The following is a 26,883-nucleotide window of genomic DNA, read 5'->3' as shown; positions in this document are numbered from 1 at the left end:
CTGCCGTTCGCCGTGGTGCTGGTGCTCGTGATGGTCGCGTGGGCCAAGGACCTGGCGCGTGACCCGCTGACGCTGCGTCGACCCGTCCGACGGAGGTTCGGCGTCGCCCTCGTCCGGCCGGTACCAGTCGCTGAGGGCGGGGTCCTCGGTGTCGAGCCAGGAACCGGCACCCTCGTCCGGGGCGGTCGCCACGACACCGAGCACGAAGTCGTCGCCGTGCTCCTCGATACCCGCCCGCACGCCCTGGGCGAGCGCCTCACGCGCGTACCGGCGCCGCAGCGTCAGCGGGTCACGCGCCAGGTCCTTGGCCCACGCGACCATCACGAGCACCAGCACCACGGCGAACGGCAGGGCCGCGACCATCATGAGGCTCTGCAGGCCCGAGAGCGCGATCTGACCGCCGCCGACCAGCAGGACCGCCGCCACCGTCGCGAGCGCGGCACCCCACACCACGGTCGTCCACCGGCGCGGGGCGGGGTTGCCCTGCTCGGACAGGCTCGCCATGACGATGGAGGCCGAGTCGGCGCTGGTGACGAAGAAGATGACGATCGAGATCATCGCGACGACCGAGGTCACCGCGCCGAACGGCAGCTCGCGCAGCAGCGCGAACAGCATGTCCTGCCCGGACGCGCTCGCGCTCATCGCCGACCTGGTCTGCTCCAGCCACATGGCGGTGCCGCCCACGACCGTGAACCAGACCAGGCACACGGCGCTCGGCACGACGATGACGGCGGTGACGAACTCCCGCAGCGTGCGGCCGCGGCTGATCTTGGCGATGAACATCCCGACGAACGGCGTCCATGACACCCACCAGGCCCAGTAGAACGTGCTCCAGGCGCTCATGAACTCCTGCGCGTCGGGCGACGTGGCTGCCGACTGGCCCATCATCACCGGCAGCTCGCTCACGAACGTCATCAGGACGCCGGGCACGAGGTTCAGCAGCAGGACCGTCGGGCCCGCGACGAGGATGAACAGCCCGAGCAGGCCGGCGAGGACCATGTTGATGTTCGACAGCGCGCGGATGCCGCGCTTGAGCCCGGAGACCGCCGACAGGATGAAGGCGACGGCGAGGACGGCGATGATGCCGACGATCACCGCGTTGCCGAGGGGGCCGACGCCGCCCACGATCTCGACGCCGCGGCCGATCTGCAGCGCGCCGATGCCCAGCGAGACGGCGGTGCCGAACAGCGTCACCACGATCGCGAACACGTCGACGACCTTGCCCAGGATGCCGTGGCTGCGGTCCCCGAAGATGGGCTCCAGCAGCGCGGACATCAGGGGCGTGCGCCCCTTGCGGTACGCCGCGTACGCGACGGCACCTCCGACCAGCGCGTAGAACGCCCAGGCGACCGGTCCCCAGTGGAACAGCGTCTGCGCGAGCGCGACGTGCATCGCCTGACCGCTGCCCGGCTCGGTGCTCGCGAACGCCGGAGGCGGCTCGAGGAAGAACGACATCGGCTCGAGCGGGCCGTAGAACAGCAGGCCGATCCCGATGCCCGCCGAGAACAGCATCGCGACCCAGGAGACCGTGGAGAACTCGGGCTTCTCGTCGTCCTGGCCCAGGCGGACGGCGCGGTGCCGGCCGAAGCCCAGCCACAGCATGAACACCAGCACGACGACCGTCAGGACGCCGAAGAACCACCCGAAGTCCACGGTGACGAGCTCGAACGCCGCGGCCGCGAACTGTGAGAGCCCGGCCGGGAGGAGCAGGCCCCAGGCGATCACGGCGAGCGCGACGGCCGCCGCGACGAGGAACACGACCTTGTCGATCCTGAAGGTCACGTGCGTCTGCTCGACACCGATCCCCGGGAGCAGCGCGGGGTGCGGGCTGCCGAGGGTGTCGGGAGAGTTGACCTCCTTGAGGATCTGCGCAGCGCGTGCGCGCTGAGCGGCCGAAGTACGCCCGGAGTGACCACTGGTCGATCCGGTGTGCATGTCGTTCACCACCGATTCGTCCTCTGCCTTGGTCAAGAACCGGTCATAGATTCTAGGCGACCTGGGTGCCCGAACCGTCCGCCCGGCAGGCGCAGGACGACCCGGGCGGCGCGCAGCGGCCCGCCCGGTCGCCCGCCGACGGCGCTGTGACCTGCAGTTTCGCTCGACGACGACGCGGACGGCAGGGCGCACCCGAGGCGACCCGCATGTCGCCTGGATCACAGGCTCCGAGCGGTCAGCGCGCCCCGTACCCGCCGTCCACGCGCAGGACGGCACCGGTGACGCCGCTCGCCAGGTCGGACATGAGGAACGCCGTGGCGTTCGCGATCTCGGCGGGCGTGTTGAGCCGACCCGTGGGGATGCGCGCGAGCCACTGCTCGTAGGTGTCGGGCGACTCCTCGCGCAGGCGGTCGAGGATCGGCGTCGCCGTGTAGCCCGGCGCCACCGAGTTGACCCGCACCCCCGTGCGCGCCCACTCGACGCCCAGCAGCTCGGCCAGATGCCCGACGGCCGCCTTGGTCGCACCGTAGGCCGCGTGGGTCTCGGGCGACACGACCCCGTACCCGGCGATGGACGACGTGATGACGATCGTCCCCGCGCCGCGCTCGACCATGCGCCGCCCGAAGTCGCGGCAGCACCAGAACACGCCGTCGAGGTTGATCCCGACCGTGCGACGCCACAGCTCGTCGGGGTAGTCCGTCGCCGGTGAGGACGGCGCGATGCCGGCGTTGGCCATGAGCCCGTGCACGGGCCAGTCCTCCCGGTCCAGCCGGTCCGCGAGACCGCGGACCGCGTCGGGGTCGGCGACGTCCAGGACGTCGAAGCGCGTGGTGCCGCCCGTCTCGCGCGCGACGTCGTCCGCTGCCCGCAGGCCCGCCTCCTCGTCGACGTCGGTGATCACGACCCGGCCGCCGGCGCGCGCGAGCACCTCCGCCGTGGCGCGGCCGATGCCGCCCGCACCGCCCGTGACCAGGTAGACCCGACCCTCACCCAGACCCTGCACGACGACCCCTCCCCCTGCTCGGCTCCCCCCATCGTGCGTCGGCGCACGCACACGCGCAGAAGATGCGCTCCCCGGCGGCAGAGGTGTCCCCGATCAGGGCGCGGGTGCCGGTCGCGCCCGCCGGACGGGCGTCAGCGCCTCCGTGAGCCGCGCGAGCCCGTACTCGAACGCCTCGTCGACGTCGCCACCGAGACGGAACGCGCCGGCGAGCTCCATCGTGAGGAAGCCCGTCGCCCAGGCGGTGAGCAGGCGCGCGGCCGGCAGTGCGTCGGCCTCGCCGACCAGCCCGGCCGCGATGCGCAGCACCGGCTCGCTCGCGCGGGCCAGGGACGCCGGGTCGGTGCCGGCGGACTGGATGAGGCGGAACCCCTGGGGTCGCTCGTGCGCGAACGCGCGGTAGCTGCGGGCGATGTCGGCGAGCGTGCTCGCCGCCCCGAGGCGCCGCGCCAGCTCGTCGACCGCGGCCACCGCGACGAGCGCGAGCAGGGCGTCGCGGTCGCGCACACGCTTGTACAGCGACGGCGCCCGCACGCCGCACCGGACGGCGACGGCCTGCATGGTCAGGCCCGCGACCCCCTCGGCCTCGACGATCTCCCAGGCCGCGGCGACGATCTCCTCGAGCGACGTGCGCTCCGGCGTGGGCATGGCATCTCCTCATGGCTATTGACGTTAGCCATGATGGCTAACTACCGTAGCCATTACTACCACGCGACCCACCACGAGGGGCACCCCATGAAGCTCGGCCCGCACCTGCACCGCATCGGCAACGACGTCGTCGCCGCCTACCTGGTCGACACCGACGAGGGCGTGACGGTCGTCGACGCCGGCCTCGCCGGCCACTGGCCCGAGCTGCTCGCCGAGCTCGCGGCCATGGGCCGCACGGTCGACGACGTGCGCGGCCTGGTCCTGACGCACGGGGACACCGACCACATCGGGTTCGCCGAGCGGCTGCGGCGTGAGCACGGCGTGCCGGTCTACGTGCACGCGGCCGACGCGGACCGCGCCCGCGGGGGCGACAAGCCGAAGGCGTCCTTCGGGCGGTGGCGCCCGGGTGCCCTCCTGGGCTTCCTCGTCTACTCGCTGCGCAAGGGCGGCCTGCGGACCACCTACCTCACCGAGGTGACCGAGGTCCACGACGGCGACGTGCTGCCCCTGCCGGGCGCACCGCGCGTCGTCGGCATGCCGGGCCACTCCCCCGGGAGCATCGCCGTGCACGTGCCGGTCGCGGACGCCGTCATGGTCGGCGACGCGCTCACGACGCGCGACGTGCTGACCGGCCGCACGGGCCCGGCCCCGGCCCCGTTCACCGACGAGCCGGCGCAGGCGCTGGACTCCCTGTCACGGCTCCCCGGTCTCGACGCCACGTGGCTGCTGCCCGGCCACGGCGCACCGTGGCGCGGCGACCTGGCGGCGCTGCCGGACGAGGTGCGGCGGGCCGGGTGACGGGCGCGAGCCCGGCGACGTCGGGCGTCAGGCCTCGTCCTCGGGCGCGGCCGCCACGCACGAGGTCAACGGGCGGCCGTCCAGCAGGACGTCCACGTCGACCGGGCCCCCGCCCGCCCCCTCGACCTCGAGCTGCACCTGCCCGGCGGCGGCGGCCACGTCGTTGTCGACGCTCGCACCGCCGAAGGTCGTCCGGACCTGCAGCGTCGCGTCCGGAGCGACGTGCGCGGCGGAGTCCCACGACACGTCGAGCGACAGCCGCGTCCGCACGTCCCGCCGCGCGTCCACGGCCCAGGGCCAGGCCCGCGCCCCGCGCGACCACTCGGTCTCGCGCACGAGCACGGCGGAGCGCACGTGGACCGGGGCGTCCGCGTCCTGCGGCTCGAGCGCGCACGCGCTCTGCGCGCCGCGCTCGACGCCGCCGGACGACCCGACCTCGACCCCCGCGAGGAGCCCCACCAGCACGACGACTCCCGCCACGGCCGTGACGGCCTGCCCGCGTCGGTCGCCCCGCGGCGTGGGTGCCCGTCGCACCACGAGCGTGCGCGCGATGCCGTCGGCGAACGTGCGCCGCTGAGGGTCCCACAGCGGCCGCAGGTACCCGATGAGCAGGAACGCGTCGATCAGGTGGGCGAACCACCGCCCGACCGACCGCAGGACGCCCGGCGCACCTCCGGCCGGCCCGTCGACGGGTGCCCGCACCACCTGGATGCCGAGCACGCGACGCCCGGGCGTCTGCCCGGTCAGCCCCTGCAGGACCAGCATGAGCAGGAACGCCGCGACCACGACCCCCGACGACGTCCACGGCTGCGCGCCGTCGGGGTCGACCGGGGAGAACGTCGGCTGCAACGACGGTGCGCTGATCCGGTCCCCGGCGACGAACCACGCGACCGCACCCAGGACCGCACCGTCCAGCAGCGCCGCGACGACGCGCCTCCCCCAGCTCGCGGGCTCGGGCACGGTGACGTCCGTCGTCGCGAGCGGTGCGAGCGGCGTCGTCGTCACGGGGGACATCGTGGCAGCGGGCCGCGACGGGCACCAGGGCCGATCGGCGCACCGCCAGCCGAGCTCAGGACGGCCGTGCGCGGGCGGTGGTCGACGACGAGGGAGAGTAGGCACCGTGCCGGACACGACCCTCGAACCGACCCCCGAGCCGCGGGACGCGCCGGCCGACCTCGCCGGACCCGCCGACGACGAGACGCCGTGGGCGATGCAGCTCGTCGTCCGCGTGGAGAGGGCCGACCCGCCGACCCGGACCGCGGCGTGCGCGGCGGCCGCCACCGCGGTCGTGACGCTGCTCGCCGACGAGCGCGCGCAGCCCGACGGGCCGTGGGAGCCGGCGGTCCGCAGGTGGTCCGACGCGGCGATCCGCAAGCACTGCCGGCGCGCCCGCGGCGCCGCCTGGGACCGGGCCGCGCACCTGCCGGGCGTCACCGTCGAGGTGGACGGGGCTCAGGTGCGGGCGTTCGTCCCGACGCCCACCGACGCGATCCCCCGCGAGCTGGCGAGGCTGCAGCTGTCAGGCTCCGAGCCGGCCGACCCGGAGCGTGCCGAGCACGTCGACGCCCTCGTCGACGGACCGCTCGTGGTGTCGATCTGCCCCGAGCCGGCGCTCCCCTTCGGCAAGGCCGCCGCCGCGGCCGGTCACGCGGCGCAGGTGGCCGCCGCGCAGATGTCCGCCGGCCGCTACCGGCCCTGGCGGGACGCGGGTTTCCCGGTGGCCGTCGAGCACCCCGGCACCGCGCAGTGGGCCACCCTGCTGGCGACGTCCCCGGTCCGGATCGTCGACGCCGGGTTCACCGTGGTGCCGACGGGGACGACGACGGCCCTGGCCCGCTGGGCGTGAGGCCCTCCGTGCGTCCCGCCACCCGGCAGGTCCTCGTCACCGGGCGGGAGGCCCGGACGAGGCACCATGGACCGACCGACGACAGCCCGACCGGCAGGAGCACGTGGTGAGCAGGACCGCAGCGGACCGCGTCCTCGCCGACCTCGACGACCGCCAGGCCGCCGCCGTCGTCGCGCCCCCGGGGCCGGTGCGGATCATGGCCGGCGCGGGCACGGGCAAGACGCGCACGATCACCCACCGCATCGCGTACCAGCACGTCACGGGCGCCGTCCCGGCGGACGTCGTGCTCGCGGTCACGCACTCGGCCAAGGCCGCGGGCGAGATGCGGGACCGCCTGGCGCGGCTCGGCGCGGGCAGCGTGCAGGCGCGCACGTTCCACGCGGCGGCGATGCGGCAGCTGCGCTACTTCTGGCGCGCGACGGGCCTGCCCGGCGAAGGCCCGGTGCTGCTGGACGTCGACGGGCGGGGCGCGTACTACCGCTACCTGCGCGGCGCGCTCGGCGTGACGCTGCGCACGTCCGCGGCCGAGGTCGACGCCGCGCTCGTGACCGACCTCGCGACCGAGCTCACGTGGGCCGCCGCGCGCGACCTGACGGCCGACACGTACGCGGAGGCGGCGCAGGCGGCCGGCCGGCGGCCCGGCATGTCGCTCGCGACGGTCACCGGGGCCATGCGCCGGTACGCGGCCGCCAAGCGGGCCGCCGGGGTGCTCGACTTCGCGGACCTGCTGGCCGTGTGCGCGCGCATGCTGGAGGAGCACGAGGAGGTCGCGGCCGAGGTGCGGCGGCAGTACGCGTCGTTCGTCGTCGACGAGTACCAGGACACGGACCCGGCGCAGCAGCGGCTGCTCGACGCGTGGCTCGGTGACCGCGACCGGCTGGCGGTCGTGGGTGACGCCCGGCAGGCGGTCTACGCGTTCAAGGGCGCGGACACCTCGCTGCTGCGCGACTTCACGGTGCGGTTCCCGCACGCCGTGACGGTCGACCTCGTGCAGGACTACCGATCCACGCGGCAGGTCGTCGAGGCGGCGAACCGGCTCATGGCGGGGCGCCCCGAAGCCTCCGGGCCGGCTCTCGTCGGGATGCTGGGCGACGGGCCCACGCCCGTCGTCGAGCGCTGCGCCGACGAGGACGACGAGGACGCGCGGATCGTCACGACCGTCCGGGGCTGGCGCGACGACGGGGTCCCGGTCGAGGAGATCGCGGTCCTGCACCGGTTCAACGCGCAGGCCGTCAAGCTCACGGCGGCGCTGCGGGACGCGGGCGTCCCGGTCGTCGCGGGCGACGGCTCGGCGTACTTCGCGCGCCGCGAGGTCGCCCAGGTGCTCACGCTCCTGCGCCGGCGCGCGGCCCGGGCCCCCGACGACGACGCCCGCCCGGCCCTCGACGACGCCCTGGCCCAGGCCGGGTACGACCCCGACGCCCCGCCCGACGGCACCGGTGCGGCCCGCGAGCGCTGGGACGCCCTCGACGCCCTGCGCGCGCTGGTCCTCTCCCTCCCGCAGCCCCTGACCGGCACGGTCCGTGCGCTGTCCGCGGACCTGGACCGGCGCGCCGCCGAGGACCACGTGCCGCCCGGGCGCGGGGCCGTCACGGTCACGACGATCCACAAGGCCAAGGGCCTGGAGTGGGACGCGTGCCTGCTGGCGCGGGCCACGGCCGGGTCCCTGCCGTCGGTGTACGCGACGACGGGTCCCGAGCTCGCGGAGGAGCGGCGTCTCGCGTACGTCGCGATCACCCGCGCACGTCGTCACCTGGTGGCGACGTGGGCGGCGGACCGGCCCGGTGGACGCCCGTCTCGCCCGTCGCCGTACCTGGACGCGCTGGATCCCGCACCTGCGCGTCCCGCGCGCCGCGTGCGCGACGTGCCCTCGCCCCGCCGCGCGTCGGCGTCGCCGTTCACCGCCGGGCAGCGGGTCACCCACGACCGGCACGGTCTGGGCAAGGTCGTCGACGTGCGCGGCAGCAACGTCACGGTCGACTTCGGGTCCGGTGGGCGGCGGACGGTGACGGCCGACGGGCGACTCGTCGCGCTGTGACCCCGGCCCGGTTGCGACCGTGCCGGGGCGGGCCACGGGCCGCAGACCCAGCCGTGGCCGGGTGCGCCCCCGCACCCATGGACGTAGCGTCGAGAGTGCTCGTCGACGCAAGGGGGCGCCGTGTTCGACAACCTGCTCAGCCCTGGCCGGATCGGCCGGCTCGAGGCACGCAACCGGATGGTCATGCCACCCATGCACGTCGGCTTCGGCAGACGCGTCGAGGAGCGTGAGATCGCGTACTTCGCGGCCCGCGCCGCGGGCGGCGTCGGCCTGATCATCACCGGGACCATGACCACCACGTCCCGCTTCGAGGACAACGAGGGCTGGCCCAAGGTCGAGGACGACTCCGTGGTGCCCGACCTGGCGCGGCTCGCCGACGCCGTGCACGCCGAGGGCGGCCTGCTGGCCGGTCAGCTCACGCCCGGCTCGGGGCGCGTCGGCCCGGCCGAGCCGGGTGGCGACGTCCCGGTGTCCGCCTCGGCGACCCCGTGGCTCGCCGACCCGTCGCGCTCGTGCCGCGAGCTCAGCACGGGCGAGGTCGAGCAGCTCGTCGCGGACTACGGCCCTGCCGTCGCGCGGCTCGCCGCCGCGGGCTTCGACGCGGTCGACATCCACTCGCACACCGGGTACCTGATCGACCAGTTCATGAGCAGCGTGTGGAACCAGCGCACCGACCGCTACGGCGGCTCGCTGGAGAACCGCCTGCGCTTCCCGCTCGAGCTCATCGCCGCGGCCCGCGCCGCCGCGCCGGACCTCGCCATCACGTTCCGCCTGACGGTCGACCACCACATGCCCGGCGGCCGCCGCCTCGAGGAGGCGCTGGAGATGGCGCCGGTCATCGCCGGGGCGGGCATCGACCTGCTCATGGTCGACGACGGCGCGTTCGAGACCGTCGACTGGATCTTCCCGCCCTACTACATGGGCGACGCGCCGCTGCTGCCCGGGGCGGCGGCGGTCCGCGCCGTCGTGGACGTCCCGGTCATGGCGACCGGCAACATGACCCCGGAGATCGGTGACCGCGCGGTGGCCGCCGGCGAGGTCGACTTCGTCGGCTTCGGTCGCGCGCTGATCGCCGACCCGGACCTGCCGCGCAAGCTCGCGGCCGGGCACCCGGGCGCGGTGCGCCCGTGCATCCGCTGCAACCAGCTCTGCGTGGGCAACATCCTCGTGGGCCAGCCGCTGGGCTGCGCCGTCAACCCCGAGGTCGGGATCGAGGCGCACCTGCCGCAGCCGGCGGGGACGTCGCGGCACGTGGTGGTCGTCGGCGCCGGCCCCGCGGGGCTCGAGGTCGCGCGCGTCGCGGCGTCCCGCGGGCACCGCGTCGACGTCTACGACGAGTCCGACCACGCCGGCGGTGTCCTGTGGCCCGCCGCCACGCCGGACTTCAAGCGCGAGCTGCGCCGCATGGTCGACTGGTGGCAGGGGCAGCTCGCGGACCTGCCCGTCACCGTGCACCTCGGGCACCGCATCACCGCGGACTCGCCCGAGCTGCGCGACGCCGACCAGGTCGTCGTCGCGACGGGGTCGGTCCAGCTGGTCCCCGCGAGCATCCCGGGCACCGACCGGGACGACGTCGTCGACGTCCTGCAGTTCCACCAGGGCGCTCCGGTCGGCCACCGCGTGGTCATGGTCGGCGGCGGGCTCTCCGGGTCGGACGCCGCGCTCGAGCTCGCGCTCGAGGGCCACGACGTCACGGTCGTGGAGATGCTCGACGAGATCGCCCGGGACATGCTGCTGGTCAACCGGATCACGCTGCTGCGCCGCCTGGACGAGGCCGGGGTGCGGCTGCTGACGGGCACGCGCGTGCGCGAGGTCACCGACGACGGCGTGCTGGTCGAGGGCCCCGACGGCCCGGCGACGCTGCCCGCCGACACGGTCGTCCTGGCGCTCGGCAGCACGCCGCGCACGGACCTGCTCACGGAGCTGACGGCCGCGGGCCTGCCCGTCGAGGCGGTCGGGGACTGCGTCGAGCCGGCCAAGGTCGGTGAGGCGGTCAACAGCGCCTACGCGCTCGCCGCGCGGCTCTGACGCACGGGGGTCGCCACCACCGGGCCGTGCGGACCTAGCGAGCGCCTGCCCCGAGGCCCGGGTCGGCCAGGACGCCCGCCACCGCGAGGCACGGGTCGAGCGAGGGCTGCGCGCCATGGATCGTCACCGCGAGGCGGGCGGCCAGGTCGAGGAACTCGCGCCGGGACTCGGGCGACATGCCGGCGAAGACCTCGTCCTCGGCGGCCGCGACCTTGGCCTCGAGCCCGACGAGCACCTCCTCGCCGCGCGGCGTCAGCGCGATGCGTCGCACGCGGCGGTCGGACGGGTCGACCCGGCGCTCGACGAGGCCGGCGCCCTCGAGCGCGTCGATGACGTACGGCATCACGGTCTTGTCGATGCGCAGGTGCCGCGCGAGCCCGCTCTGCGTCGGGGGGCTGTTGTGCCCGACGACGGACAGGATCTGGTAGCCCCGGGTCCCGTGCGGGACGTCCGCCGCCGCCTGCTCGACCTGCTCGGTCCACCTGCGCAGGATCACCGCGAGGTACCACCCGAGGTCCGAGCCGAGCACGCCGACGACCGGGGCGTCGGCGCCCGCGTCGCACTGCTCCTCGTCCATGGCCCCCGATCCTACGCGTCCAGATGCCGGACCAATGGTTGGCGTGGCCATCGAATCGGGCCATGATCCGGTATGTCGAGCAATCCGTTGGTGTCACATACGGACTGCCCCGACGCCTCGCACCCCTCGACACGTGGAGCACTCATGACGACCACCATCGGCTACATCGTCGGCAGCATCTCGAGCACGTCGATCAACCGGCGCCTCGCGAAGGCCTTCGAGCACCTCGCCCCCGCCGACGTGGTCCTGACCGAGATCCCCATCGGGGACCTGCCCCACTACTCCCCCGACCTCGACGCCGACTTCCCGCAGGCGGCCAAGGAGTTCAAGACGGCGATCGAGCAGGCCGACGGCGTCCTCATCATCACGCCCGAGTACAGCCGCTCCATCCCCGGCGTCCTGAAGAACGCGCTCGACTGGGCCGTGCGCCCCTACGGCGAGGGCGTCTTCAACGGCAAGCCGACGGCCGTGACCGGCACCTCGCCGGGCGGCACCGGCGCGGCCGTCGCGCAGCAGCACCTCAAGACGATCCTCAGCCACTTCAACGCGCCCACCCTCGGCCAGCCCGAGGGCTTCATCCAGAGCACGCCGGGCCTCTTCACCGAGGACGGCGAGGTCACCGACCCCCAGACCGCCGCGTTCCTGCGGGGGTACCTCGACGCGTTCGTCGCGCTGGTCGAGCGCTACCGGGTGCCCGCCGCGAGCTGACGCGCGGCCCGCACCGGCGCGTGGAGCCCGGGTCCGTCGTCCGGACGGCCCCGGGCTCCTGGCACTCCCAGCCGCGCGCCGTACGATCGCGTGCGTGACCGCCGTCCCCGTCATCCGCGTCAGCGCCGTCGTCCTGCGACGGCCGACGGGTGAGGTCCTCACCGTCCGCAAGCGCGGCACGCACCGCTTCATGCTCCCGGGCGGCAAGCCGGAACCCGGTGAGAGCGCCGCACGCACGGCCGTGCGCGAGGCGTACGAGGAGGTCGGGGCCGTGCTCGACGAGGCACGCCTGCGCGAGCTCGGCAGCTTCCGGGCCGCGGCGGCCAACGAGGCGGGCCACGAGGTCGTCGGCACGGTCTTCGAGCACCCGCACACCGGCGAGACCGCGCCGGCGGGCGAGATCGAGGAGCTGCGCTGGCTCGACCCGGCCGGGGACCTGCCGGACGACCTGGCCCCCCTGCTCGTCCGGCACGTGCTCCCGGCGCTGGCCGGGACGACACCGCCCGCCTGACCGCACGGCTCATGCAGGACCTGTGACGGCTCAGGGACGCCTGGCCCGTCTGCGCCTGTTTCGCGCTCGATGATCCCTTCGCGCGTAGACACAGGGGGCACGTCAGAAGGACGAGGCGATCCATCGAACCGACGCCGGCAGGTAGCGTCGATCCCATGCAATGGAGCACGATCCTGCCGGTGGCCTGCGGCGTCGCTATCTGCTGGTGGGTCGGCCGCGCCCTGCTGGCCGCCCCGCCGCGGGTGAAGCAGGGGGTCGCGCTCCTGGCCATCTGCGCGCTGGCGGCCATCATGTTCTGGACCGACTGGCCGCACGCTCGGCTCGCGCAGTTCTGGGCCGAGCACGCGATCGTCTCCGGCACCGTGACGAGCATCCTGCTGCTGGGTGCCGGCCTGCTCGCCGTCGACGCCCGTGCCGAGCGGCTGCGCGGCGAACGGACCGACCAGGTCATGCGGCTGGCACTCCAGGAGCTCGACGCCCCCGCCACCGAACTGCTGGCGGTCGCCCGCGCCGCGGCGGAACACGACGACACCGACGGAACACCCCTGTCGCTGAGCACCGAGGACGTCATGCGCTTCGAGGGTGCACGCGCCCGGATGCTCGAGTCCGTCGTCGCCTGGATGCCGGTGCTGTCCGGCCTTGCCGACGGACGCGGCGCGGACCCTCTCGCGGCGTCTGCGCTGCTTCGCTCGGCGCTGCGCGAGGTGGCGCCGCCGCAGATTCCCCGCGACGCACCCGACCACGACAGAGCCTGGGTCAGGTGGCAGGTCGACGCGGCCCGCCTGGCGGTCGCGTACGGCCTGTGGGCCTTCGGGCTGGGCGTGCCCGTCGACGACGAGCCGTCGTACGGTGGCGAGGCCGACGCCCGCCTCTGGGGCCTCGGCACGCCCCACGGACGGCCGCTTGACGGAGCTGCGCATCTCCACCGGCTGCGGATGGCCAACATGCGCGACAACGCACGCCGGCACTCGCGACCGTCACCCGGCCGGTGGCTGCGTCTCGGTCGGCCCGTGGCTCGCCACGACACCGCCATCCTGCGCGCCCCTCACCTCCAGCACGTCGACCTGTGCCGGGTCGTCGACGGGGCCGTCCGGCACGTGCGGGGCTCGTGGGGGCACGGGGCGGTCACGTGGTCCCGCCCTGACGAGACGGTCCTGGTCCTCGCGGACGAGGCGGAGCTGCGGCGGGAGGTCGTCTTCTGCGGCGTCCTGCACGCCGACGAAGGTCTGTCGACCGAGATCTCGGTCACCCGGCAGGACGGCGGGGCCGTGCTCCGGCTGTCCGGGCGGCAGCCGCTGCGGGTCCTCGACGGCATCGACGCGTCCCACCCCGGCGTCCGCACCAGCAGGAGCGGTCCGCACGACGAGGTCCAGTGGATCGAGCAGTGGTTCCCCACCGCCGGCGCACGTGTCGGAGCGGACGCCTGAGATCGCCCCGTTCCCGACCGGCGACGTGCGTCAGGATGGGCCCGTGAGCGAGCTCCCCACCTTCACCATCGCCGACCTCGAGGCCGAGCCCCGGCTCGACCTGCCGGCGTTCACGCAGGACGACGCCGTGGACCTCGGCCTGCTGGCCGTCGCGGTGGTCCGCGAGCGCGGTGCGAACCTCGCGGTGCGCGTCGAGCTGGGCGGCGAGACGGTGTTCCTCGCCATGACCGGCTCGACGGGCGCCGGCAACCTTCCGTGGCTCGAGGGCAAGGCGCGGGTCGTGCACCGGTTCGGTGAGCCGTCGCTGCTGGTGCGCCGGCGCCACGAGGCCGCGGGCACGCCGTTCGACCAGCTCGCCGACGTCGACCACGACCTGCTGCGGGCGCACGGCGGGGCGGTGCCGCTGCGTGTCGACGGCGAGGTCGTGGGCACGCTGACGACGTCGGGCGAGCCGGACGTCGTCGACCACGCCGTGGCGGCGGAGGTCGTGCGCCGGTACCTGGCGGCGCGCACCGGCTGACGCGCCGCCAGGGGCGGCTACGTCCAGGCCGCCCAGTCCGCCTTCGCGATGAGGCAGTGCACGCCCTTCACGGCGTCGACGACCTGGCTGACCTCGAAGTCGCCGGCTGCCGACAGGTAGGCCAGCGCGACCGATCGCGGCACCCCGAACCGCCCGTGCAGGAACGCCACGGCGTGGCGCACGGCCTGGCACATCGCCTCGTCGAGGTCGGGGTCCATGCCGGTCGGGATCCAGTGCGTCGCCGTCTCCACGACCGGCGTCCGGACGTCGCCCAGGACGCCGGGCAGGTCGGCCGCGGCCACGACGCTCAGCCGCACGGTCGCCCGCAGCGACGCCTCGAGCGCGGTGAGCGCCACCTCGCCGTTGCCCTGCGCGAAGTGCGGGTCGCCCGCGTAGAAGAGGGCGCCGTCGACGGCGACCGGCAGGTACAGCGTCGCCCCCACGCCGGTGTGCTTGATGTCGATGTTGCCGCCGTGGTCACCGGGCGGCACCGACGGCACGGGCGCGCTCGTCGCCGGCGCGGTGCCCATGAGCCCGAGGAACGGCGCGAGGGCGAACTGCACAGTGCGGCCGGCGCCGGCGTCCATCACCCCGACGTCACGCCCGGCCCGCTGCTCCACCCACGCGAAGTGGCTGACCGAGCCGTCGGTGATCATGCGGTCGACGTGCCGCGTCGGGGTCGAGTCCCGGTCCTGCGGGTACTCCCCCGCGAGCGCACCGAACCCGTGCCGGTTGCTGACGAACCCGTACGGCACGCGGTGGGCGAGGTCGAGGACGTCGACCCGGAGCACGTCGCCGGGCCGCGCGCCCGCGACCGCGATCGGCCCGGTGACGACGTGGGGGCCGTCGTCGGGTCCGTTCGCGATCCCACTGCCCGCGACCTCGACCGCGTCGTCCAGCACGTCGACGTCGCCGAACTGCCGGATGTAGCGCGCGGGGTCGCGGCCCTGGTCGGCGAGCAGCCCCTCGTGGGACAGGGTGTCGAGCGTGACGGTGGCACCGTCGGCGACGTGCAGCACCGGGGACGCGTCCGCGTTCGGCAGCCAGCCCCACCGCACCTCGTCGGCGCGTGACGGCAGGTAGTGCTCTCCCAGGACGGCTCCCTGCCCGGGCTGCAGCGTCGGGCGGTCCGTCATCGTCTCCGCGCTCATGCCGCACCGCCCGGCATGCCGACCACCAGGTCGACCTCGACCAGCGCACCGACCGCCAGGCCCGTGACCCCGACGCACGTACGGCTCGGCAGGGGGTCGTCGAACCACGTGCGGTACTCGGCGTTGAACTCCTCGAAGTCGTCGAAGTCCGTCAGGTAGGCCCGGACCATGAGCGTGTCGTCCAGCTCGGCGCCCGCGGCGCGGACGACGGCCTGCAGGTTGGCCATCACCTGGCGCGTCTGCTCGACCAGCCCACCGTCCACGAGCCGCCCCGTGGCAGGGTCCGTCGGCATCTGCCCGGTGACGAACAGCAGGTCACCGAACTGCACGGCGTGGCTGAAGGGCCCGACCTGGGGCGGGACCCCAGCCGACGCGGGAATGACGTGGTGCGTGCGTGCCTTGCTCATCTCAGACCTCCGCCGAATCCATCGCGCGGACGAAGCGACGCGTCGCCTCGACCTGCGGGTCACCGATCACCTGCTGTGCCGTGCCCTGCTCGACGACCACCCCGCCCGCCATGAAGACGACCCGGTCCGCCACCTCGCGGGCGAACCGCAGCTGGTGGGTGGCGATGATCATCGTGAGACCGCCCTGGCGCGCGAGGCCCTGGATGACACCCAGCACCTCGGCGACCAGCTCGGGGTCCAGCGCGCTGGTCGGCTCGTCGAGCAGCAGCACCTTCGGGTTGGACGCCAGCGCCCGGGCGATGCCCACGCGCTGCTGCTGACCACCGGACATGTGCCGCGGCAGGGCGTCCGCGCGGTGCGCCATGCCGACCTGCGCGAGCAGCTCGTCGGCACGGGCGGCGGCGTCCTCGCGGGACCAGCCGTGCACCCAGCGCAGCGGCGCCGCGACGTTCTCGCGCGCGGTCAGGTGGTGGAACAGGTTGAACTGCTGGAACACCATCCCGACGCCCGCCTCGACGCGCTGGCGGGCCACGTGCCGCTCGACCAGCTCGTCACCCCGCTCGCCGTAGCCGATCGCCGTGCCGGCCACGAGCACGGACCCGCCGTCGAGCCCCTCGAGGTGGTTGATGCAGCGCAGCAGCGTGCTCTTGCCCGAGCCGCTGGGGCCCAGCAGCGCGACGACCTCGCCCTGACGGACGTGCAGGTCGATGCCGCGCAGCACCTCGTTGTCGCCGTAGGACTTGCGCAGGTCGAACGCCTCGATGAGCGCCTCGCCGAAGCTGCGCGGCGGCGGGTCCGCCCGGGTCAGTGCGGGCACCTCGCCGAGGCCGACGTCGGTGCGGTCGGGCGCGCGACGCAGGTCGGGCTCGACCGTCGTCGGGACGCCGACCGCGGGCCGACCCAGCCGCGCGACCCACGACCGCAGCGAGGCCTGCGCGGGCCGGTCGAGGTCGAGCGCCCGCTCCACCGCGAGCTGCACCAGGGTGAGAGCCCCCGTGAGCAGCAGGTACATCACCGCGGTGGCGAAGTAGATCTCGAAGTAGTCGAACGTGGCCGACGCGAGCTGCTGCGTGCGCAGCGTCAGCTCCGGCACCGCGATGATCGACGCGAGCGCCGAGTTCTTCATCGTGGCGACGCCCTCGCTGCCCAGGGACGGGACGATGGCCCGCAGCCCCTGGGGCGCCACGACGCGGCGCATCAGCAGCGCCGGCCGCATGCCGAGCGCACGTCCCGCGGCGACCTGGCCCGGGTCGACGCCCTTGACGCCGGACCGGAAGATCTCGGCGAAGAACACCGCCTCGTTCAGGGCCAGGGCCAGGCCCCCGGCCACGAGCGGGGACAGCGTGATCCCCGCCCGTGGCAGCACCGAGAAGACGAAGACGAGCTGCAGGATCAGCGGCGTGCCCCGGTAGAGGGTCACGTACGCCCGGGCCACCCAGGTGAGCGCCCGGAACCGCGTGAGCTGCATCGCCGCGAGGAACAGGCCGAGGACCATGCCGCCGACGAACCCCATGGCGGTGAGGCGCAGGGTGAAGGCGATGCCCTCGAGCAGGTAGGGAAGGGTCAGGTAGTGCAGGAACTCGGTCATGGTCGTGCCGTCCTCGCGTCGCTCGTCATGTCAGGGGTGAGCGGGGACGGTCAGCCGACGCTGAGGATCGTCGGCTCGGCCAGGGCGTTCTCGTCGAGCTTCCACTTCGTGGCCAGCTCGGCCTGCAGACCGGACTCCTGGATCTCGACGAGCGCGGCCTGCACGGCGTCGCGGAACTCGTGGTCGCCCTGCAGGACGCCGATGCCGATCTCGTAGTCGAGCATCACGGTCTCGGCCGAGTCGAGCTCGTCCGGGTGCTCGGCGATGTAGCCCTTCACGGTGTTGATGTCGTTCATGTAGGCGTCGGCGCGGCCGGCGAGGATCGCCTGCACGCAGTCCGCGCTGGAGTCGAAGAGGCTGACGGTCGGCGCGACCAGGCCCTCGGCCTCGCACTCCGGGCCCATCGCCTCGACCAGCGGGACCTCGACGTACCCCTTGTTCAGCGCGACGGTCGTGCCGCACAGCGAGGTGTCGATGCCGGTGATGCCCTTCGGGTTGCCCGTGGTGACGAGGATCCCGTCGAAGACCTTGGAGTAGCTGATGAAGTCGACGCCGCCGTTCGCGCGCTCCTCGGTGGCGTACAGGTTGGACACGATCCAGTCGGCCTGGCCGCTGGCGACCGTGGGCACGAGCTCGGCGAAGCCGACCGGCAGGTAGTCGACGTCGAAGCCGAGGCAGTCGCCGATCGCGTCGCCCAGGTCGATGTCGAAGCCCATGTACTCGTCGGGGTTCTCGGGGTTGACGACCTCGTAGCCCGGCGTGTGGGGGTTGAGCGCGTTGGTCTTCGTCGTCCCGACGAGGTCGGGGTTCTTCTCGCGGAGCTCGACGCAGGCCGCGGAGCCGGCGAGGTCCGCGTAGGTGGCCTCACCGGCGTCGTCGGATGCCGAGCTGGTGCTCGTGCACGCCGAGACGGCGAGCAGGGCGGCGACGGCGCCGGTGGCCAGGACCACCGTGCGGGGGGACTTCGTGGGGAGCATCGCGCATGCCTTCCGGTCGCGGGACGGCTGCGCCGGGGGCCGGGGGGAACGACGGGCCACGACGCCGCCGTTGGTGTCGTCGGTCAGATGGTCTGACCGATGTGGCATGAAGGTAGACGCGCCCGGAGGGGACGAACAGGACTTCACGGACTCGGAAACACACTCTTTACCGGCTCGACCCATGGCGAAACATTGGTCAGACCATCTGACCGATCGGGTGCTAGCGTGCCGTCACGCACAGCCGTGCCACGGACGATGGACACCCGAACAGGAGCGCCCCGTGCCGACACCGGTCCCGCCGTTAGCCCGCAGGTCGCCCACCATCTCGGTGACCCTCGCGGCGCACCTCGAACGCCTCATCGCCACCGGCGAGCTGGCACCCGGGCAGCGCCTGCCGGGCGAGCGCGAGCTCGCCGAGCAGCTGTCCGTGTCGCGCGCGTCGCTGCGCGAGGCGATGTTCGAGCTCGAGTCCAAGCACCTCATCGAGCGCCGGCCGGGCCGCGGCACCGTGGTCGTCGAGACGTCCGCCGAGCAGCGCGACCTGCACGAGCTCACCACCGACGCGGCCGGTGGCACCGCCCGGGCCGACGCCGCAGAGCTGCGGCTCATCGTCGAGCCGTCGGTCGCCGGCCTCGCGGCCCGCCGCGCCACGCCCGCCAACCTGCTCCAGCTGCAGGACGTGCTCGACGCGTCGGTGGGCCCCCTGAGCGCGGCACGCTCCGTCGAGGTCGACCTGGAGTTCCACCTGCTGCTCGCCCAGGCCGCGCGCAACCCCCTGCTCACGACGCTGCACGGCCGCATGGCCGAGTGGACGATGCCCGTGCGACGGCGCTCGCACGCGACCAAGGCCGGCCGCGCCAGCTCGCTGGCGGGGCACCGCGCGATCTACGCCGCCGTGGCCGCGCACGACCCCGACGCCGCGACCGCCGCGATGCACGACCACCTCACCGACATCCACACCCTGCTGAAGGAAACCTGATGCGACGCCCCACGGCCGGCGGCCTGTTCACCTCGGGCCTGCTGCTGCTGACCGCCGCCACGGGCGCGATCGACGCCGTCAGCTACCTCGCCCTCGACGGCGTGTTCACCGGCAACATGACCGGCAACGTGCTGTTCCTGGCGTTCGCGCTGGTCGGCGTGCCGGACATGCCGCTGCTCAACAACGGGTTCGCGCTCGCCGGGTTCGCGCTCGGCTCCGTCCTCGGCGGGCGCATCGTGGGGCGCGGTCACCCCGTCGGCCTGCCGACGCGCAGCGCCTGGCTGCTGGGCGTCGGGGCGGCCCTGGTCTTCGTGCTCGTCGGGGCGTGGACGGCGGTCGGCCACCTGCACGGCCCGGCCGAGATCACCCTCACCGCGGTGCTCGCCGCGCTCATGGGCGCGCAGGTCGCGGCCGTCAAGCCCGTCGGCAACACCGACATCACGACGGTCGTCGTGACCAGCACCCTGGCCAACGTCACGCGCGAGAGCCGCGTGGGCGGCGGGCGCCAGACCCGCACGCAGTGGCGCGACCGGGCCCTGGCCGTGCTCGCGATGGGTGCCGGCGCGGCCGTCGGCGCCGCCGTGCTGCGCGCGGCTGACGGGCCGGCGGCGCTCGCCGCGTCCGGCGTGGTGTTCGTCGCCGGCGTCGCGGCGCTGCTCCTCGGACGTCGTGCGGCGGCTACGGCGGCCCCGTGACCGATCCGTCGAGCACCGAGCCCCGCAGCTCCGGCTCCTCGGTCGCCACCGCGCAGTACGCCGTCGTGCCGCCCGACGACCAGTCGTCCGGGTGCGGGAAGCTCACGTCGGACCACACCACCCACTCGTCGACCAGGCCCGGCGCGGCCTGCTCGATCTGCGCCGCGCACAGCTCGAACCCGCGGTCGTACTCCCGGAACGGCGACTCCGTGTACGAGTCGACCGGACCGGGCAGCGGCAGGATCGACACGATCTCCAGCGCGTGCTCCTCGGCGCAGTCCACCGGGTCGGCCGTGCCGAGGTCCCACGACCAGGGGTACTCGCGCAGGCAGTCGCCGACGACGAGGTCCGAGCGCAGCGTGTAGTCGGGGAGCTCGTCCTCCGCCGCCAGGCCGCTCGGGGCGCCAGGGTTGCCGTCGGCCCACACCGCGAGCCACACCAGGCCCGCGCACACGAGCGTGCTCACCGCACCCACGACCACACCGGCGATCGCCATCCCGCGCCCCCGCGTACCGCGCTGCCGGATCCGGCGCAGCGCACCGATCCCCAGGCCGAGCCCGACGGGCCCCGGGAGCCCTGCCAGGAGCACCAGGCCCGCGACGCTGGTCACCAACGAGGCGGTCGCCAGGCCTTCCGTGGGGACCTCGACGAACGGGGCGCCGTAACCGAAGGGCGGGCCGGCCGGGGCGGGGGCACCGTACGCGGGCGGCTGGCCGTACGCGGGTGGCTGGCCGTAGGCGGGTGGCTGGCCGTAGGCGGGCGGCTGGCCGTAGGCGGGCGGCTGGCCGTAGGCGGGCGGCTGGCCGTACGCCGGTGGCTGGCCGTAGGGCGCGGGCTGGCCGTAGGCGGCGGGGACGGCGGGTGCGCCCCAGGGCGGCTGGTGCGCGGGCGGCGGGGCGTAGGGCGACGCCTCCGCCACGGCCGGCGGGGGGTACGGCGGCGTCACAGCCGCCGCTGCCGCACCGTCGTCCGGCGACGCGCCTGCGCGGACGCCGCCCGGCGGGGCGAACGGCGTGCCGCTGGGCTCGTGTCGCGTCGGCTCGCTCACGCGCGGCACAGTAGCGGGGCGGCCTCACTGCGCGTGCAGGTTTGCCGGGGGATTCACTCGCGCGCTCCCCCGCAGTCGACGCTCGCCGCACGCCGACGAGCCGACCTAGCGTCAGGCGGGACGCGTCACCATCGCCATTCCCCAGGGGTCGCGCTCACCGTGGACGCCGGCTCGGCTGGTGACTAGGATTCTGGTCATGACGACGACCTCGCTCGCGAATGTCAAGGCGCACCTGTCGCGGTACGTGGACTCCGTGCAGGACACGCATGAGCGCGTGACGATCACGCGCAACGGCGAGCCCGCAGCGGTGCTGATGTCGCCGGACGACCTGGCGTCGCTCGAGGAGACGATCGCCGTGCTGTCCGACCGCGAGACGATGGAGGAGGTCCACGAGGCGGACGCAGCAGTCGCCGCAGGGGACGTGACCCCGCTCGCGGAGGTCCTCCGCCGGCTCCGTGAGGGCGCGTGACCTACGAGGTGGTCCTCGCGCCGCCGGCCCGCCGAGCCCTGGCCGGCGGACTTCCCCCTTCCGTCGCAGCCGCGGTCGTCGAGTTCCTCTCAGGTCCGCTGGCGCGAGAACCGTTCCGGGTCGGGAAGCCGCTGCGCAACGAGCTGGAGGGCAAGTGGTCAGCCCGACGCGGCGAGTACAGGGTGATCTACACGATCAACGCTCGGGTGGTCACCGTGACCGTCCTGACGATCGCGCACCGGCGCGACGCCTACCGCCCATGAGGAGTCGTGAGCAGAATCGCGGCACACCCGGCAACCGCGTCCACCACCTCACGGCGAACTCCAGCCAGGGGCGGCCGGGCGGCGCGCGGCGGTTCCCGCGCGATTCACTCGTACGCTCCCCCGCAGTCGACGCTCGCCCACCGGAGCGCCGCGCCGTCGTCGACGGTCAGCCGAGCACGCTGCGCGCCCGGCGCACCATGAGCTCCTCCTCGCACGCCGTGGCCCACTCGCGGCGCGGGCCGCGCAGGGTGGGTGCGGGAGCCAGGCCCAGCGCGACCACCGTCCCGAGGACGTACGCACGACGCGGGGGCACGTGACGCAGACGCGCCTTCGCGTACGTCTTCCCGAACGCGCTCACGTGCGCCTCGACGAGCACGCTCAGTGCCCGACGGACAGGCTGGGACAGCGTCGACATGGTGCTCTTCTCCTCCGTTCCGACGTCCCGTTGGCGAGTAGAGGGCAAGTGTCGCTCGCCGACCTGAGTGCACGGCCCACGGCGCGGGGACCGGTGGACAGGTGCCCTGCCCCCCGTGCCTCGTCGCGCTGTGACGCACCGCCCACCCGGACGCGGGACCTGTGCCGCCGCTGCGGCCCGACCGCGCGGGTAGGCTCCCGGACGAGCCTGGCCGACGGCTCACCAGGAGGAACGCACCGGTGGAGACCACGTCCGCACGCACCACGCCGACGCCGGGGACGGCCCCACCACCGCGGCTCAGCCGCGACGGCAGCGTGCACGTCACCGACGAGCGGGTCAACACCGTCACGCACCTCGCGGCGAGCTGCTTCGCGCTCGTCGGGGGTGCCGTGCTCGTCGCCCAGGCGGTCACCGAGGGCGACCTCTGGAAGGTCGTCGGGCTCAGCGTCTACGCGGCGTCCGTCCTCCTGCTCTTCGTCGCCAGCACGCTGCACCACGGCATCGACCGGGGGCCGCGCGTCAACGGCGTGCTGCGGACGCTGGACTACGCGTCGGTGTTCGTCCTGATCGCCGGCTCGGTGACGCCGCTGGTGCTGGTGCTGTTCCGCAACGCGTACGGCTGGGCCGTGCTGGGCGCGGTCTGGGTGGTCGCCGCGGTCGGCATCGCGCTGCGGTCGGCGCTGCGCGAGCTGCCCAAGTACGTGACGAACACGCTGTACATCGCGATGGGCTGGATGCCGGTGGTGCTCGTCGGCGCCGGTGTCGCCCTGCCCGTGGGGGCGTACGTGCTCATGGCCGCCGGTGGGCTGGTCTACAGCGTCGGGTTCGTCGTGTTCGTGGTCGAGCGGCCCAACCCCCTGCCCGGCGTGCTCGGCTTCCACGAGATCTGGCACGTGCTGGTGGTGCTCGCGTCCGTGCTGCACTACCTGCTGATGTACCGGTACGTCCTCCCCGCCTAGCGGTCCGCACCGGTCCCGGGACGCCGTGACGGGCGCGACTCACCCTCTCGCGGCGGCGCGCAGCGTGTGCCGGGGCCCCGCGGCCGGTCGCGCCACCGCGGCGGCGCGACCGGCGCGGGCTCTCAGCGCGAGCGCGCCGACAGCCGGCGACGGGCCAGCGCTGCGGCACCCGCGACCAGCAGCACGAGGCCGGTGGCCTCCCGCGCGCCGACACCGCCGGCCGGCCCGCCGGCGGCACCGTCGGCCGCGAGCGTCTGGATGCCCGGGTCGTGCGCCGCCTCCACCGCGGACTGCAGGTCCGTGGCGTCCTCGACCCCGGCCAGAGGCGCGGCGGCCGCGCGTGAGAGCGCATCGACGTCGCCGTCCTGGCCGACCTCGACGAGCCCGCCGAGCTGCGGGTCCTGCACGACGTCACCCGTCGGCGCCTGCGTGAGGGCTCGTCCCGCCTGCGCGTCGTCGTCGACGTACGCGAACGCCACGGCCCCCGCGGACTCCGTCGCGGCGATGGTGCCGACGACGACGCCGTCGCGGGAGAGCGGCGCCACCCACTCGCCGCTCGCGACGAGGGGCTCGACGGACTCGCCGTCGACGAAGCCGTCGCTCCACCGGTGCAGGGCGACGGGGTCGCCCACGGTGAAGGTGCTCGCCGGGGAGCTCGCGTCCGCGATGTCCACGGCACGCCCCTGCAGGACGTCGCCCGCCACAGCGGGCGCCTCTTGGGCGAACCACGTGGTGACGGCCTCGGGGGCGTCCTGCGCGGCAGCGGGGGACGCACCTCCCAGCCAGAGCAGGACGAGCGCGGCGCCGGCGACGGCCGGGACCCGGGAAAGTGCAGCCATGTCGCGCCTCACTTCTTCGTCAGGTAGATGAGGCCGGTGCCCGTCGTCCACGACGAGTTGGTCAGGTAGCTGCCCCACTCGCGGGACGTCGTGGTCCCGGACGCCGGGTCGACGTACGAGACGCCGTAGGAGTAGCCGGTGTCGTAGTAGCCCCGGATGACGTGGGCGTGCCCGCCGCCGGACTTCCAGAGGATCGAGCTGTACACCGGGCGGCTCGTCTTCATCTCCGCGACGACCGTCGCCCAGTCCAGCTTCCGCTCGGTGCCCGGGTTCACGCCGTTCCTGGACAGCGCGTTCATGACGTCGGACTTCGACCCCGCCACGTTGGCGCACGAGGACGTGCCCTTGCCGTTCTTGACGAGCGTGCACTGGGCAACGACGTTGCCGGTCTGGAACTTGACGATGGTCTTCGACGCCGCGGCCCAGCACCAGTTCGACTGCTCCTGCTTGTACGGCGTCACGCTCAGGATCTTCTCGACGCCCTGGGCGGCACCCGGCGCGACGAGGACGAGGCCGACCGCGACGGCGAGCGACGGGAGCACGGTGCGAAGGGACGGGGATCTCTGCCTCATGTGCACATCCACCTTGGGTGAGGAGACCCGCGGTCAGTCGACCGGCGGGTGGATCGTCGTGGCGTCGAAGAACGCCACGGGTGCCGCGTCGACCGCGCAGAAGTCGACCAGGGTGGCCACCTTGCCCGGCGGCTGCGACTCCTCCCCGAACGGCAGCGCGTCGTCGACGACCGCCGCCGCCTCGAAGGAGTCACCGGTTCGCAGGGACGTGCCGTCGGGCAGGGTCACGACGTAGCTGCCGAGGTCGTCGGGGTCCTCCTCGACCTGGGTGCCGCTCGGCCAGAAGGGCAGGCGCTCGACCCCGTCCACCTCCACCGTCACGCACCCGCCCGGGGTCACGCCGAGACGTGCGACGACGGTGGTCGGCTCGGCCGTGAAGTGTCCGGGCTGGGGCGGGTCCTCGAGGTCCGACACCTCGAGGTGGCCTGTGCCGTCGGAGGGCTGGTTGCCCGGCGGGGTGCCAGACGGACCGGCGGGCGCGTCGCCGCCCGAGCACGCCGCGAGTGCCCACGCGACGCCGACGAGCAGCGCCCCCACCGTCAGCGTCACCTTCGGCGTCGACCTCATCTTCGGACGATAGCGGCGTACCGGCACGTCCCGAGGCGGTTCGGCGGACCGATCTGCGGGCGGTCCCGCGAGCCCGCGTGCCTGACCGACGCAGCCGACCCCGGGTCGGCGTCGCCCAGGGCATCGGCTCAAGGAACCCGTCAGACGACCCGGGCCAGGCCGGCCGCGATCTGGGTCCGGGACCGGGCGAGGCCCCGGCAGGTGGCTCCTACGCATCGGTGAAGTTGCACGTGATGACGAAGCGGATGCTCCTGTCGAACGTGTAGGTGCGGTCGCCCTCGTTGGCGTCACCCAGGTCGCTCACGAAGTACGTCCCGCCCGTCCTGATGACGACGAAGGCCACCGGCGACGGCTTGGTGTACGTGCGCACGCCGTGGCCCACGGTCGCCTTCGAGCAGTCGTAGACGCCGTCGTACTCCCACGTCACCGGGTCGGCGCGCGGATCGGCGGGGCATGCCGCGGCGGGTCCCGCGGAGGCGAGCAGCGCGGCACCCGCGATCGCGGCCGCGGTCAGTGTCAGTCGCAGACGAGCCATGAGATCCCCCGATGAACGGCAGGCACCACGCCGGTCGCGACGCCCGATTTGTTCACATTAGCGAGCGGTACGCGGCCGCGGTACGCACCGCCGGAATCTCGCCTCCAACATCACCCGACGCCACACGAGGCACCCCGCCGGGGGGTCGTGACCACGCCGGCACGCGTTCCTGGCGTCGTCACGACGAGCACCGCGTGGCCGACGCCGAGGACCCACATGACCCGCAGCGCGACGCGAGCGTCAGCACGACCACCCGGTCACGCACGTCGACAAGCCGGACCGGCTCACCGTCAGCGGTGTGCACCGCGGAGTGCAGCGTCGGATCTACGACGAGCACAGACGCTCCCTCGTCCCGGCCCACGGCCTGACGTTGCTGATCGTCCGGACGGCGCAACTCGCGGTCGACGCTCGGAGCAGGCTCCTGGGGGACGGCCACGAAGATGACCCCGACCTGACCTCGCCACCCGCGTATCCTGCGTCCCCGGACGCGCACCGCTGGCCAGAGTTCTCTCGAAAGTTCTCGAGGCCTGCCTCAGTGAACGTCTGCTCGTCCCGGGCTTCTGGGACAAGCAGACATTCACTGCCCCGCGCGGGTTCTTCTCTAACTGCGGTGTCAAGAAGGAAGGAGGCGCGTTCCTCGTGGTCCCCCTCCTCCTCCCCGGGACCGTCGAAGCACCGGCACCGGGAACACTGCCGACGTCGCGGGCGTGCGCACCGTGACGGCCTTCGACGCAGCGCTCGAGCAGTACCGGGCCTACGAGGATCAGCTGCGCGCGCACGCCCCCGACGTCGCCGCGCGGCTCGCCCCGCCGCACCCGGACCCAGCGGCAGCGGTCGCCGACGCGTTCCCCGGCCTTGTCCTGCCCGACGAGCTCGTCGCGTGGTGGTCCTGGCACGACGGCATGACCCCGCCGGCGGGGTATGCGGCACCGGAGATCGCGCCTTCGTGGCACTTCTTCTCGATGGACGGGGCGCTTCGGGAGTGGCGCCTCGAGCGCGAGACCGCCCGACGTGTTGCCGAACCGCCGGAGATGCCGGCCGAGCACTTCTGGCCCGCCTCGTGGATGCCCGTGCTCAGCAATCACGGCGTGGCGCTGGCCGCCGACCTGGCTCCTGCACCGCCCCGCCCCGGCGTGATCCTGAAGGAGCGCGAGACCATGGGCTACAACTCTCCCGTGATCGCCCACGGGCTGCCCGAGGTGGTGGAGTGGTGGACCCGACTGCTTGCCATCGAAGCGACCACCTGGCACGCAGTGCCCTCCGCATCCGGCCACTGGGTCACCGACCGCTCCCGCGTCCCGGCCGACCTGCTCGGCAACCCCGCGGCCTACATCGACCTGCAAGGCCCACGCGACCCACGTTTCCTCCCCCTGGACTAGGCCC

At 74.0% G+C, this 26,883-nt stretch carries 29 protein-coding genes; 14 read left to right on the top strand and 15 right to left on the bottom strand.

Translation table 11 applies throughout. The features are described 5' to 3' along the window. From H9657_RS10275 to H9657_RS10265, 3 genes are all read right to left on the bottom strand, one after another. A partial coding sequence (locus H9657_RS10275; RefSeq protein WP_191783042.1) for a BCCT family transporter occupies positions 1–1,935 on the bottom strand: 1,935 nt, incomplete at its 3' end. Positions 1,936–2,170: 235 nt separating this feature from the next. Further along, positions 2,171–2,938: an SDR family NAD(P)-dependent oxidoreductase gene (locus tag H9657_RS10270; RefSeq protein ID WP_191783000.1), complete on the bottom strand. Its 768-nt coding sequence runs from the start codon at positions 2,936–2,938 to the stop codon at positions 2,171–2,173. A gap of 93 nt (positions 2,939–3,031) precedes the next feature. After that, positions 3,032–3,583 (bottom strand): TetR/AcrR family transcriptional regulator, encoded by a 552-nt coding sequence (locus H9657_RS10265; RefSeq protein WP_191782998.1) that lies wholly within the window; start codon positions 3,581–3,583, stop codon positions 3,032–3,034. A 33-nt stretch (positions 3,584–3,616) separates the two neighbouring features. Here H9657_RS10265 and H9657_RS10260 point away from each other — a divergent pair, with 33 nt between their 5' ends. After that, positions 3,617–4,381, top strand: coding sequence for an MBL fold metallo-hydrolase (locus H9657_RS10260; RefSeq protein ID WP_225215035.1), 765 nt, complete (start codon positions 3,617–3,619; stop codon positions 4,379–4,381). Between the two features lie 27 nt (positions 4,382–4,408). Here the strand turns inward: H9657_RS10260 and H9657_RS10255 are convergent, their stop codons facing one another. Then, positions 4,409–5,386, bottom strand: coding sequence for an RDD family protein (locus H9657_RS10255; RefSeq protein ID WP_191782996.1), 978 nt, complete (start codon positions 5,384–5,386; stop codon positions 4,409–4,411). Between the two features lie 115 nt (positions 5,387–5,501). Between H9657_RS10255 and H9657_RS10250 the strand changes: the two genes are divergently transcribed. From H9657_RS10250 to H9657_RS10240, 3 genes are all read left to right on the top strand, one after another. After that, positions 5,502–6,227: a peptidyl-tRNA hydrolase gene (locus H9657_RS10250; protein WP_191782994.1), complete on the top strand. Its 726-nt coding sequence runs from the start codon at positions 5,502–5,504 to the stop codon at positions 6,225–6,227. Positions 6,228–6,333: 106 nt separating this feature from the next. Further along, positions 6,334–8,265 carry an ATP-dependent helicase gene (locus tag H9657_RS19680; RefSeq protein WP_191782992.1) on the top strand — a complete coding sequence of 644 codons (1,932 nt, stop codon included), beginning with the start codon at positions 6,334–6,336 and terminating at the stop codon, positions 8,263–8,265. Positions 8,266–8,385: 120 nt separating this feature from the next. Continuing rightward, on the top strand, positions 8,386–10,293 hold the full coding sequence (locus H9657_RS10240) for an oxidoreductase (RefSeq protein ID WP_318241420.1): 1,908 nt from the start codon (positions 8,386–8,388) through the stop codon (positions 10,291–10,293). A gap of 34 nt (positions 10,294–10,327) precedes the next feature. Here the strand turns inward: H9657_RS10240 and H9657_RS10235 are convergent, their stop codons facing one another. Further along, on the bottom strand, positions 10,328–10,870 hold the full coding sequence (locus H9657_RS10235; RefSeq protein WP_191782991.1) for a MarR family winged helix-turn-helix transcriptional regulator: 543 nt from the start codon (positions 10,868–10,870) through the stop codon (positions 10,328–10,330). Between the two features lie 144 nt (positions 10,871–11,014). Here H9657_RS10235 and H9657_RS10230 point away from each other — a divergent pair, with 144 nt between their 5' ends. From H9657_RS10230 to H9657_RS10215, 4 genes are all read left to right on the top strand, one after another. Beyond that, positions 11,015–11,578, top strand: coding sequence for an NADPH-dependent FMN reductase (locus H9657_RS10230; protein WP_225215033.1), 564 nt, complete (start codon positions 11,015–11,017; stop codon positions 11,576–11,578). 94 nt (positions 11,579–11,672) lie between these two features. Continuing rightward, positions 11,673–12,089 carry an NUDIX hydrolase gene (locus tag H9657_RS10225; protein ID WP_318241419.1) on the top strand — a complete coding sequence of 139 codons (417 nt, stop codon included), beginning with the start codon at positions 11,673–11,675 and terminating at the stop codon, positions 12,087–12,089. A gap of 155 nt (positions 12,090–12,244) precedes the next feature. Continuing rightward, positions 12,245–13,516 carry a hypothetical protein gene (locus tag H9657_RS10220; protein WP_191782988.1) on the top strand — a complete coding sequence of 424 codons (1,272 nt, stop codon included), beginning with the start codon at positions 12,245–12,247 and terminating at the stop codon, positions 13,514–13,516. 43 nt (positions 13,517–13,559) lie between these two features. Next, positions 13,560–14,036, top strand: a complete 477-nt coding sequence (locus H9657_RS10215) for a heme-degrading domain-containing protein (protein WP_191782986.1) — start codon at positions 13,560–13,562, stop codon at positions 14,034–14,036. A 17-nt stretch (positions 14,037–14,053) separates the two neighbouring features. On the opposite strand, the gene H9657_RS10210 is transcribed toward H9657_RS10215, so the two are convergent. Genes H9657_RS10210 through H9657_RS10195 form a run of 4 tightly spaced genes read right to left on the bottom strand, consistent with a single transcriptional unit; the run spans position 14,054 to position 18,159 of the window. Then, positions 14,054–15,187, bottom strand: a complete 1,134-nt coding sequence (locus H9657_RS10210; protein WP_225215032.1) for an acetamidase/formamidase family protein — start codon at positions 15,185–15,187, stop codon at positions 14,054–14,056. After that, positions 15,184–15,594 (bottom strand): RidA family protein, encoded by a 411-nt coding sequence (locus H9657_RS10205; RefSeq protein ID WP_191782984.1) that lies wholly within the window; start codon positions 15,592–15,594, stop codon positions 15,184–15,186. Before H9657_RS10205 ends, H9657_RS10210 begins: the two co-directional genes overlap by 4 nt. A 1-nt stretch (position 15,595) precedes the next feature. Then, entirely contained in the window at positions 15,596–17,182 is a 1,587-nt protein-coding gene (locus H9657_RS19675; protein ID WP_191782982.1) for an amino acid ABC transporter permease/ATP-binding protein, read from the bottom strand. A gap of 50 nt (positions 17,183–17,232) precedes the next feature. Next, positions 17,233–18,159 (bottom strand): ABC transporter substrate-binding protein, encoded by a 927-nt coding sequence (locus H9657_RS10195; protein ID WP_191782980.1) that lies wholly within the window; start codon positions 18,157–18,159, stop codon positions 17,233–17,235. Between the two features lie 280 nt (positions 18,160–18,439). On the opposite strand from H9657_RS10195, the gene H9657_RS10190 reads away from it, so the two are divergent. Then, entirely contained in the window at positions 18,440–19,138 is a 699-nt protein-coding gene (locus H9657_RS10190) for a FadR/GntR family transcriptional regulator (RefSeq protein ID WP_318241418.1), read from the top strand. After that, a complete protein-coding gene (locus H9657_RS10185; protein ID WP_191782976.1) occupies positions 19,138–19,833 on the top strand; it encodes a YoaK family protein in 696 nt (231 codons plus the stop codon). The genes H9657_RS10190 and H9657_RS10185 overlap by 1 nt, the downstream gene beginning before the upstream one ends. Here H9657_RS10185 and H9657_RS19670 read toward each other — a convergent pair. Beyond that, the gene (locus H9657_RS19670; protein WP_191782974.1) at positions 19,817–20,881 is read right to left on the bottom strand and encodes a DUF4190 domain-containing protein; all 1,065 of its coding nucleotides are present in this window, start codon (positions 20,879–20,881) and stop codon (positions 19,817–19,819) included. The genes H9657_RS10185 and H9657_RS19670 overlap by 17 nt on opposite strands. Positions 20,882–21,077: 196 nt before the next feature. Between H9657_RS19670 and H9657_RS10175 the strand changes: the two genes are divergently transcribed. Beyond that, positions 21,078–21,350 (top strand): type II toxin-antitoxin system Phd/YefM family antitoxin, encoded by a 273-nt coding sequence (locus H9657_RS10175; RefSeq protein WP_191782972.1) that lies wholly within the window; start codon positions 21,078–21,080, stop codon positions 21,348–21,350. Next, on the top strand, positions 21,347–21,613 hold the full coding sequence (locus H9657_RS10170; protein WP_191782970.1) for a type II toxin-antitoxin system RelE family toxin: 267 nt from the start codon (positions 21,347–21,349) through the stop codon (positions 21,611–21,613). Before H9657_RS10175 ends, H9657_RS10170 begins: the two co-directional genes overlap by 4 nt. A gap of 166 nt (positions 21,614–21,779) precedes the next feature. Here the strand turns inward: H9657_RS10170 and H9657_RS10165 are convergent, their stop codons facing one another. Continuing rightward, positions 21,780–22,028, bottom strand: coding sequence for a hypothetical protein (locus H9657_RS10165; RefSeq protein WP_191782968.1), 249 nt, complete (start codon positions 22,026–22,028; stop codon positions 21,780–21,782). 239 nt (positions 22,029–22,267) lie between these two features. Here H9657_RS10165 and trhA point away from each other — a divergent pair, with 239 nt between their 5' ends. After that, the gene (gene trhA, locus H9657_RS10160) at positions 22,268–22,987 is read left to right on the top strand and encodes a PAQR family membrane homeostasis protein TrhA (protein WP_191782966.1); all 720 of its coding nucleotides are present in this window, start codon (positions 22,268–22,270) and stop codon (positions 22,985–22,987) included. 122 nt (positions 22,988–23,109) lie between these two features. Here trhA and H9657_RS10155 read toward each other — a convergent pair whose 3' ends face one another. The 4 genes from H9657_RS10155 to H9657_RS10140 form a co-directional block, all read right to left on the bottom strand. Next, positions 23,110–23,826 (bottom strand): hypothetical protein, encoded by a 717-nt coding sequence (locus H9657_RS10155; RefSeq protein ID WP_191782964.1) that lies wholly within the window; start codon positions 23,824–23,826, stop codon positions 23,110–23,112. An 8-nt stretch (positions 23,827–23,834) separates the two neighbouring features. Next, positions 23,835–24,398 (bottom strand): papain-like cysteine protease family protein, encoded by a 564-nt coding sequence (locus H9657_RS10150; protein WP_191782962.1) that lies wholly within the window; start codon positions 24,396–24,398, stop codon positions 23,835–23,837. A gap of 33 nt (positions 24,399–24,431) precedes the next feature. Further along, the gene (locus tag H9657_RS10145) at positions 24,432–24,965 is read right to left on the bottom strand and encodes a hypothetical protein (RefSeq protein WP_191782960.1); all 534 of its coding nucleotides are present in this window, start codon (positions 24,963–24,965) and stop codon (positions 24,432–24,434) included. Positions 24,966–25,173: 208 nt separating this feature from the next. Next, positions 25,174–25,500: a hypothetical protein gene (locus H9657_RS10140; protein WP_191782958.1), complete on the bottom strand. Its 327-nt coding sequence runs from the start codon at positions 25,498–25,500 to the stop codon at positions 25,174–25,176. A gap of 707 nt (positions 25,501–26,207) precedes the next feature. Here H9657_RS10140 and H9657_RS10135 point away from each other — a divergent pair. Beyond that, positions 26,208–26,879: an SMI1/KNR4 family protein gene (locus tag H9657_RS10135; protein WP_191782956.1), complete on the top strand. Its 672-nt coding sequence runs from the start codon at positions 26,208–26,210 to the stop codon at positions 26,877–26,879. Positions 26,880–26,883 lie beyond the last annotated feature (4 nt).

This window comes from Cellulomonas avistercoris, from assembly GCF_014836445.1.
In the GTDB taxonomy this organism is placed as follows: Bacteria; Actinomycetota; Actinomycetes; order Actinomycetales; family Cellulomonadaceae; genus Cellulomonas; species Cellulomonas avistercoris.
This window is presented reverse-complemented; position numbering and strand designations above follow the sequence as displayed.

Bases quoted from the DNA above. Each gene is read 5' to 3' on its own strand.
- H9657_RS10265 (WP_191782998.1), bottom strand. From the start codon at position 3,583: ATGCCCACGCCGGAGCGCACGTCGCTCGAGGAGATCGTCGCCGCGGCC.
- H9657_RS10260 (WP_225215035.1), top strand. From the start codon at position 3,617: ATGGCTAACTACCGTAGCCATTACTACCACGCGACCCACCACGAGGGG.
- H9657_RS10235 (WP_191782991.1), bottom strand. From the start codon at position 10,870: ATGGACGAGGAGCAGTGCGACGCGGGCGCCGACGCCCCGGTCGTCGGC.
- H9657_RS10230 (WP_225215033.1), top strand. From the start codon at position 11,015: ATGACGACCACCATCGGCTACATCGTCGGCAGCATCTCGAGCACGTCG.
- H9657_RS10220 (WP_191782988.1), top strand. From the start codon at position 12,245: ATGCAATGGAGCACGATCCTGCCGGTGGCCTGCGGCGTCGCTATCTGC.
- H9657_RS10210 (WP_225215032.1), bottom strand. From the start codon at position 15,187: ATGAGCGCGGAGACGATGACGGACCGCCCGACGCTGCAGCCCGGGCAG.
- H9657_RS10205 (WP_191782984.1), bottom strand. From the start codon at position 15,594: ATGAGCAAGGCACGCACGCACCACGTCATTCCCGCGTCGGCTGGGGTC.
- H9657_RS19675 (WP_191782982.1), bottom strand. From the start codon at position 17,182: ATGACCGAGTTCCTGCACTACCTGACCCTTCCCTACCTGCTCGAGGGC.
- H9657_RS10195 (WP_191782980.1), bottom strand. From the start codon at position 18,159: ATGCTCCCCACGAAGTCCCCCCGCACGGTGGTCCTGGCCACCGGCGCC.
- H9657_RS10185 (WP_191782976.1), top strand. From the start codon at position 19,138: ATGCGACGCCCCACGGCCGGCGGCCTGTTCACCTCGGGCCTGCTGCTG.
- H9657_RS10175 (WP_191782972.1), top strand. From the start codon at position 21,078: ATGACGACGACCTCGCTCGCGAATGTCAAGGCGCACCTGTCGCGGTAC.
- H9657_RS10165 (WP_191782968.1), bottom strand. From the start codon at position 22,028: ATGTCGACGCTGTCCCAGCCTGTCCGTCGGGCACTGAGCGTGCTCGTC.
- H9657_RS10155 (WP_191782964.1), bottom strand. From the start codon at position 23,826: ATGGCTGCACTTTCCCGGGTCCCGGCCGTCGCCGGCGCCGCGCTCGTC.
- H9657_RS10150 (WP_191782962.1), bottom strand. From the start codon at position 24,398: ATGAGGCAGAGATCCCCGTCCCTTCGCACCGTGCTCCCGTCGCTCGCC.
- H9657_RS10145 (WP_191782960.1), bottom strand. From the start codon at position 24,965: ATGAGGTCGACGCCGAAGGTGACGCTGACGGTGGGGGCGCTGCTCGTC.
- H9657_RS10140 (WP_191782958.1), bottom strand. From the start codon at position 25,500: ATGGCTCGTCTGCGACTGACACTGACCGCGGCCGCGATCGCGGGTGCC.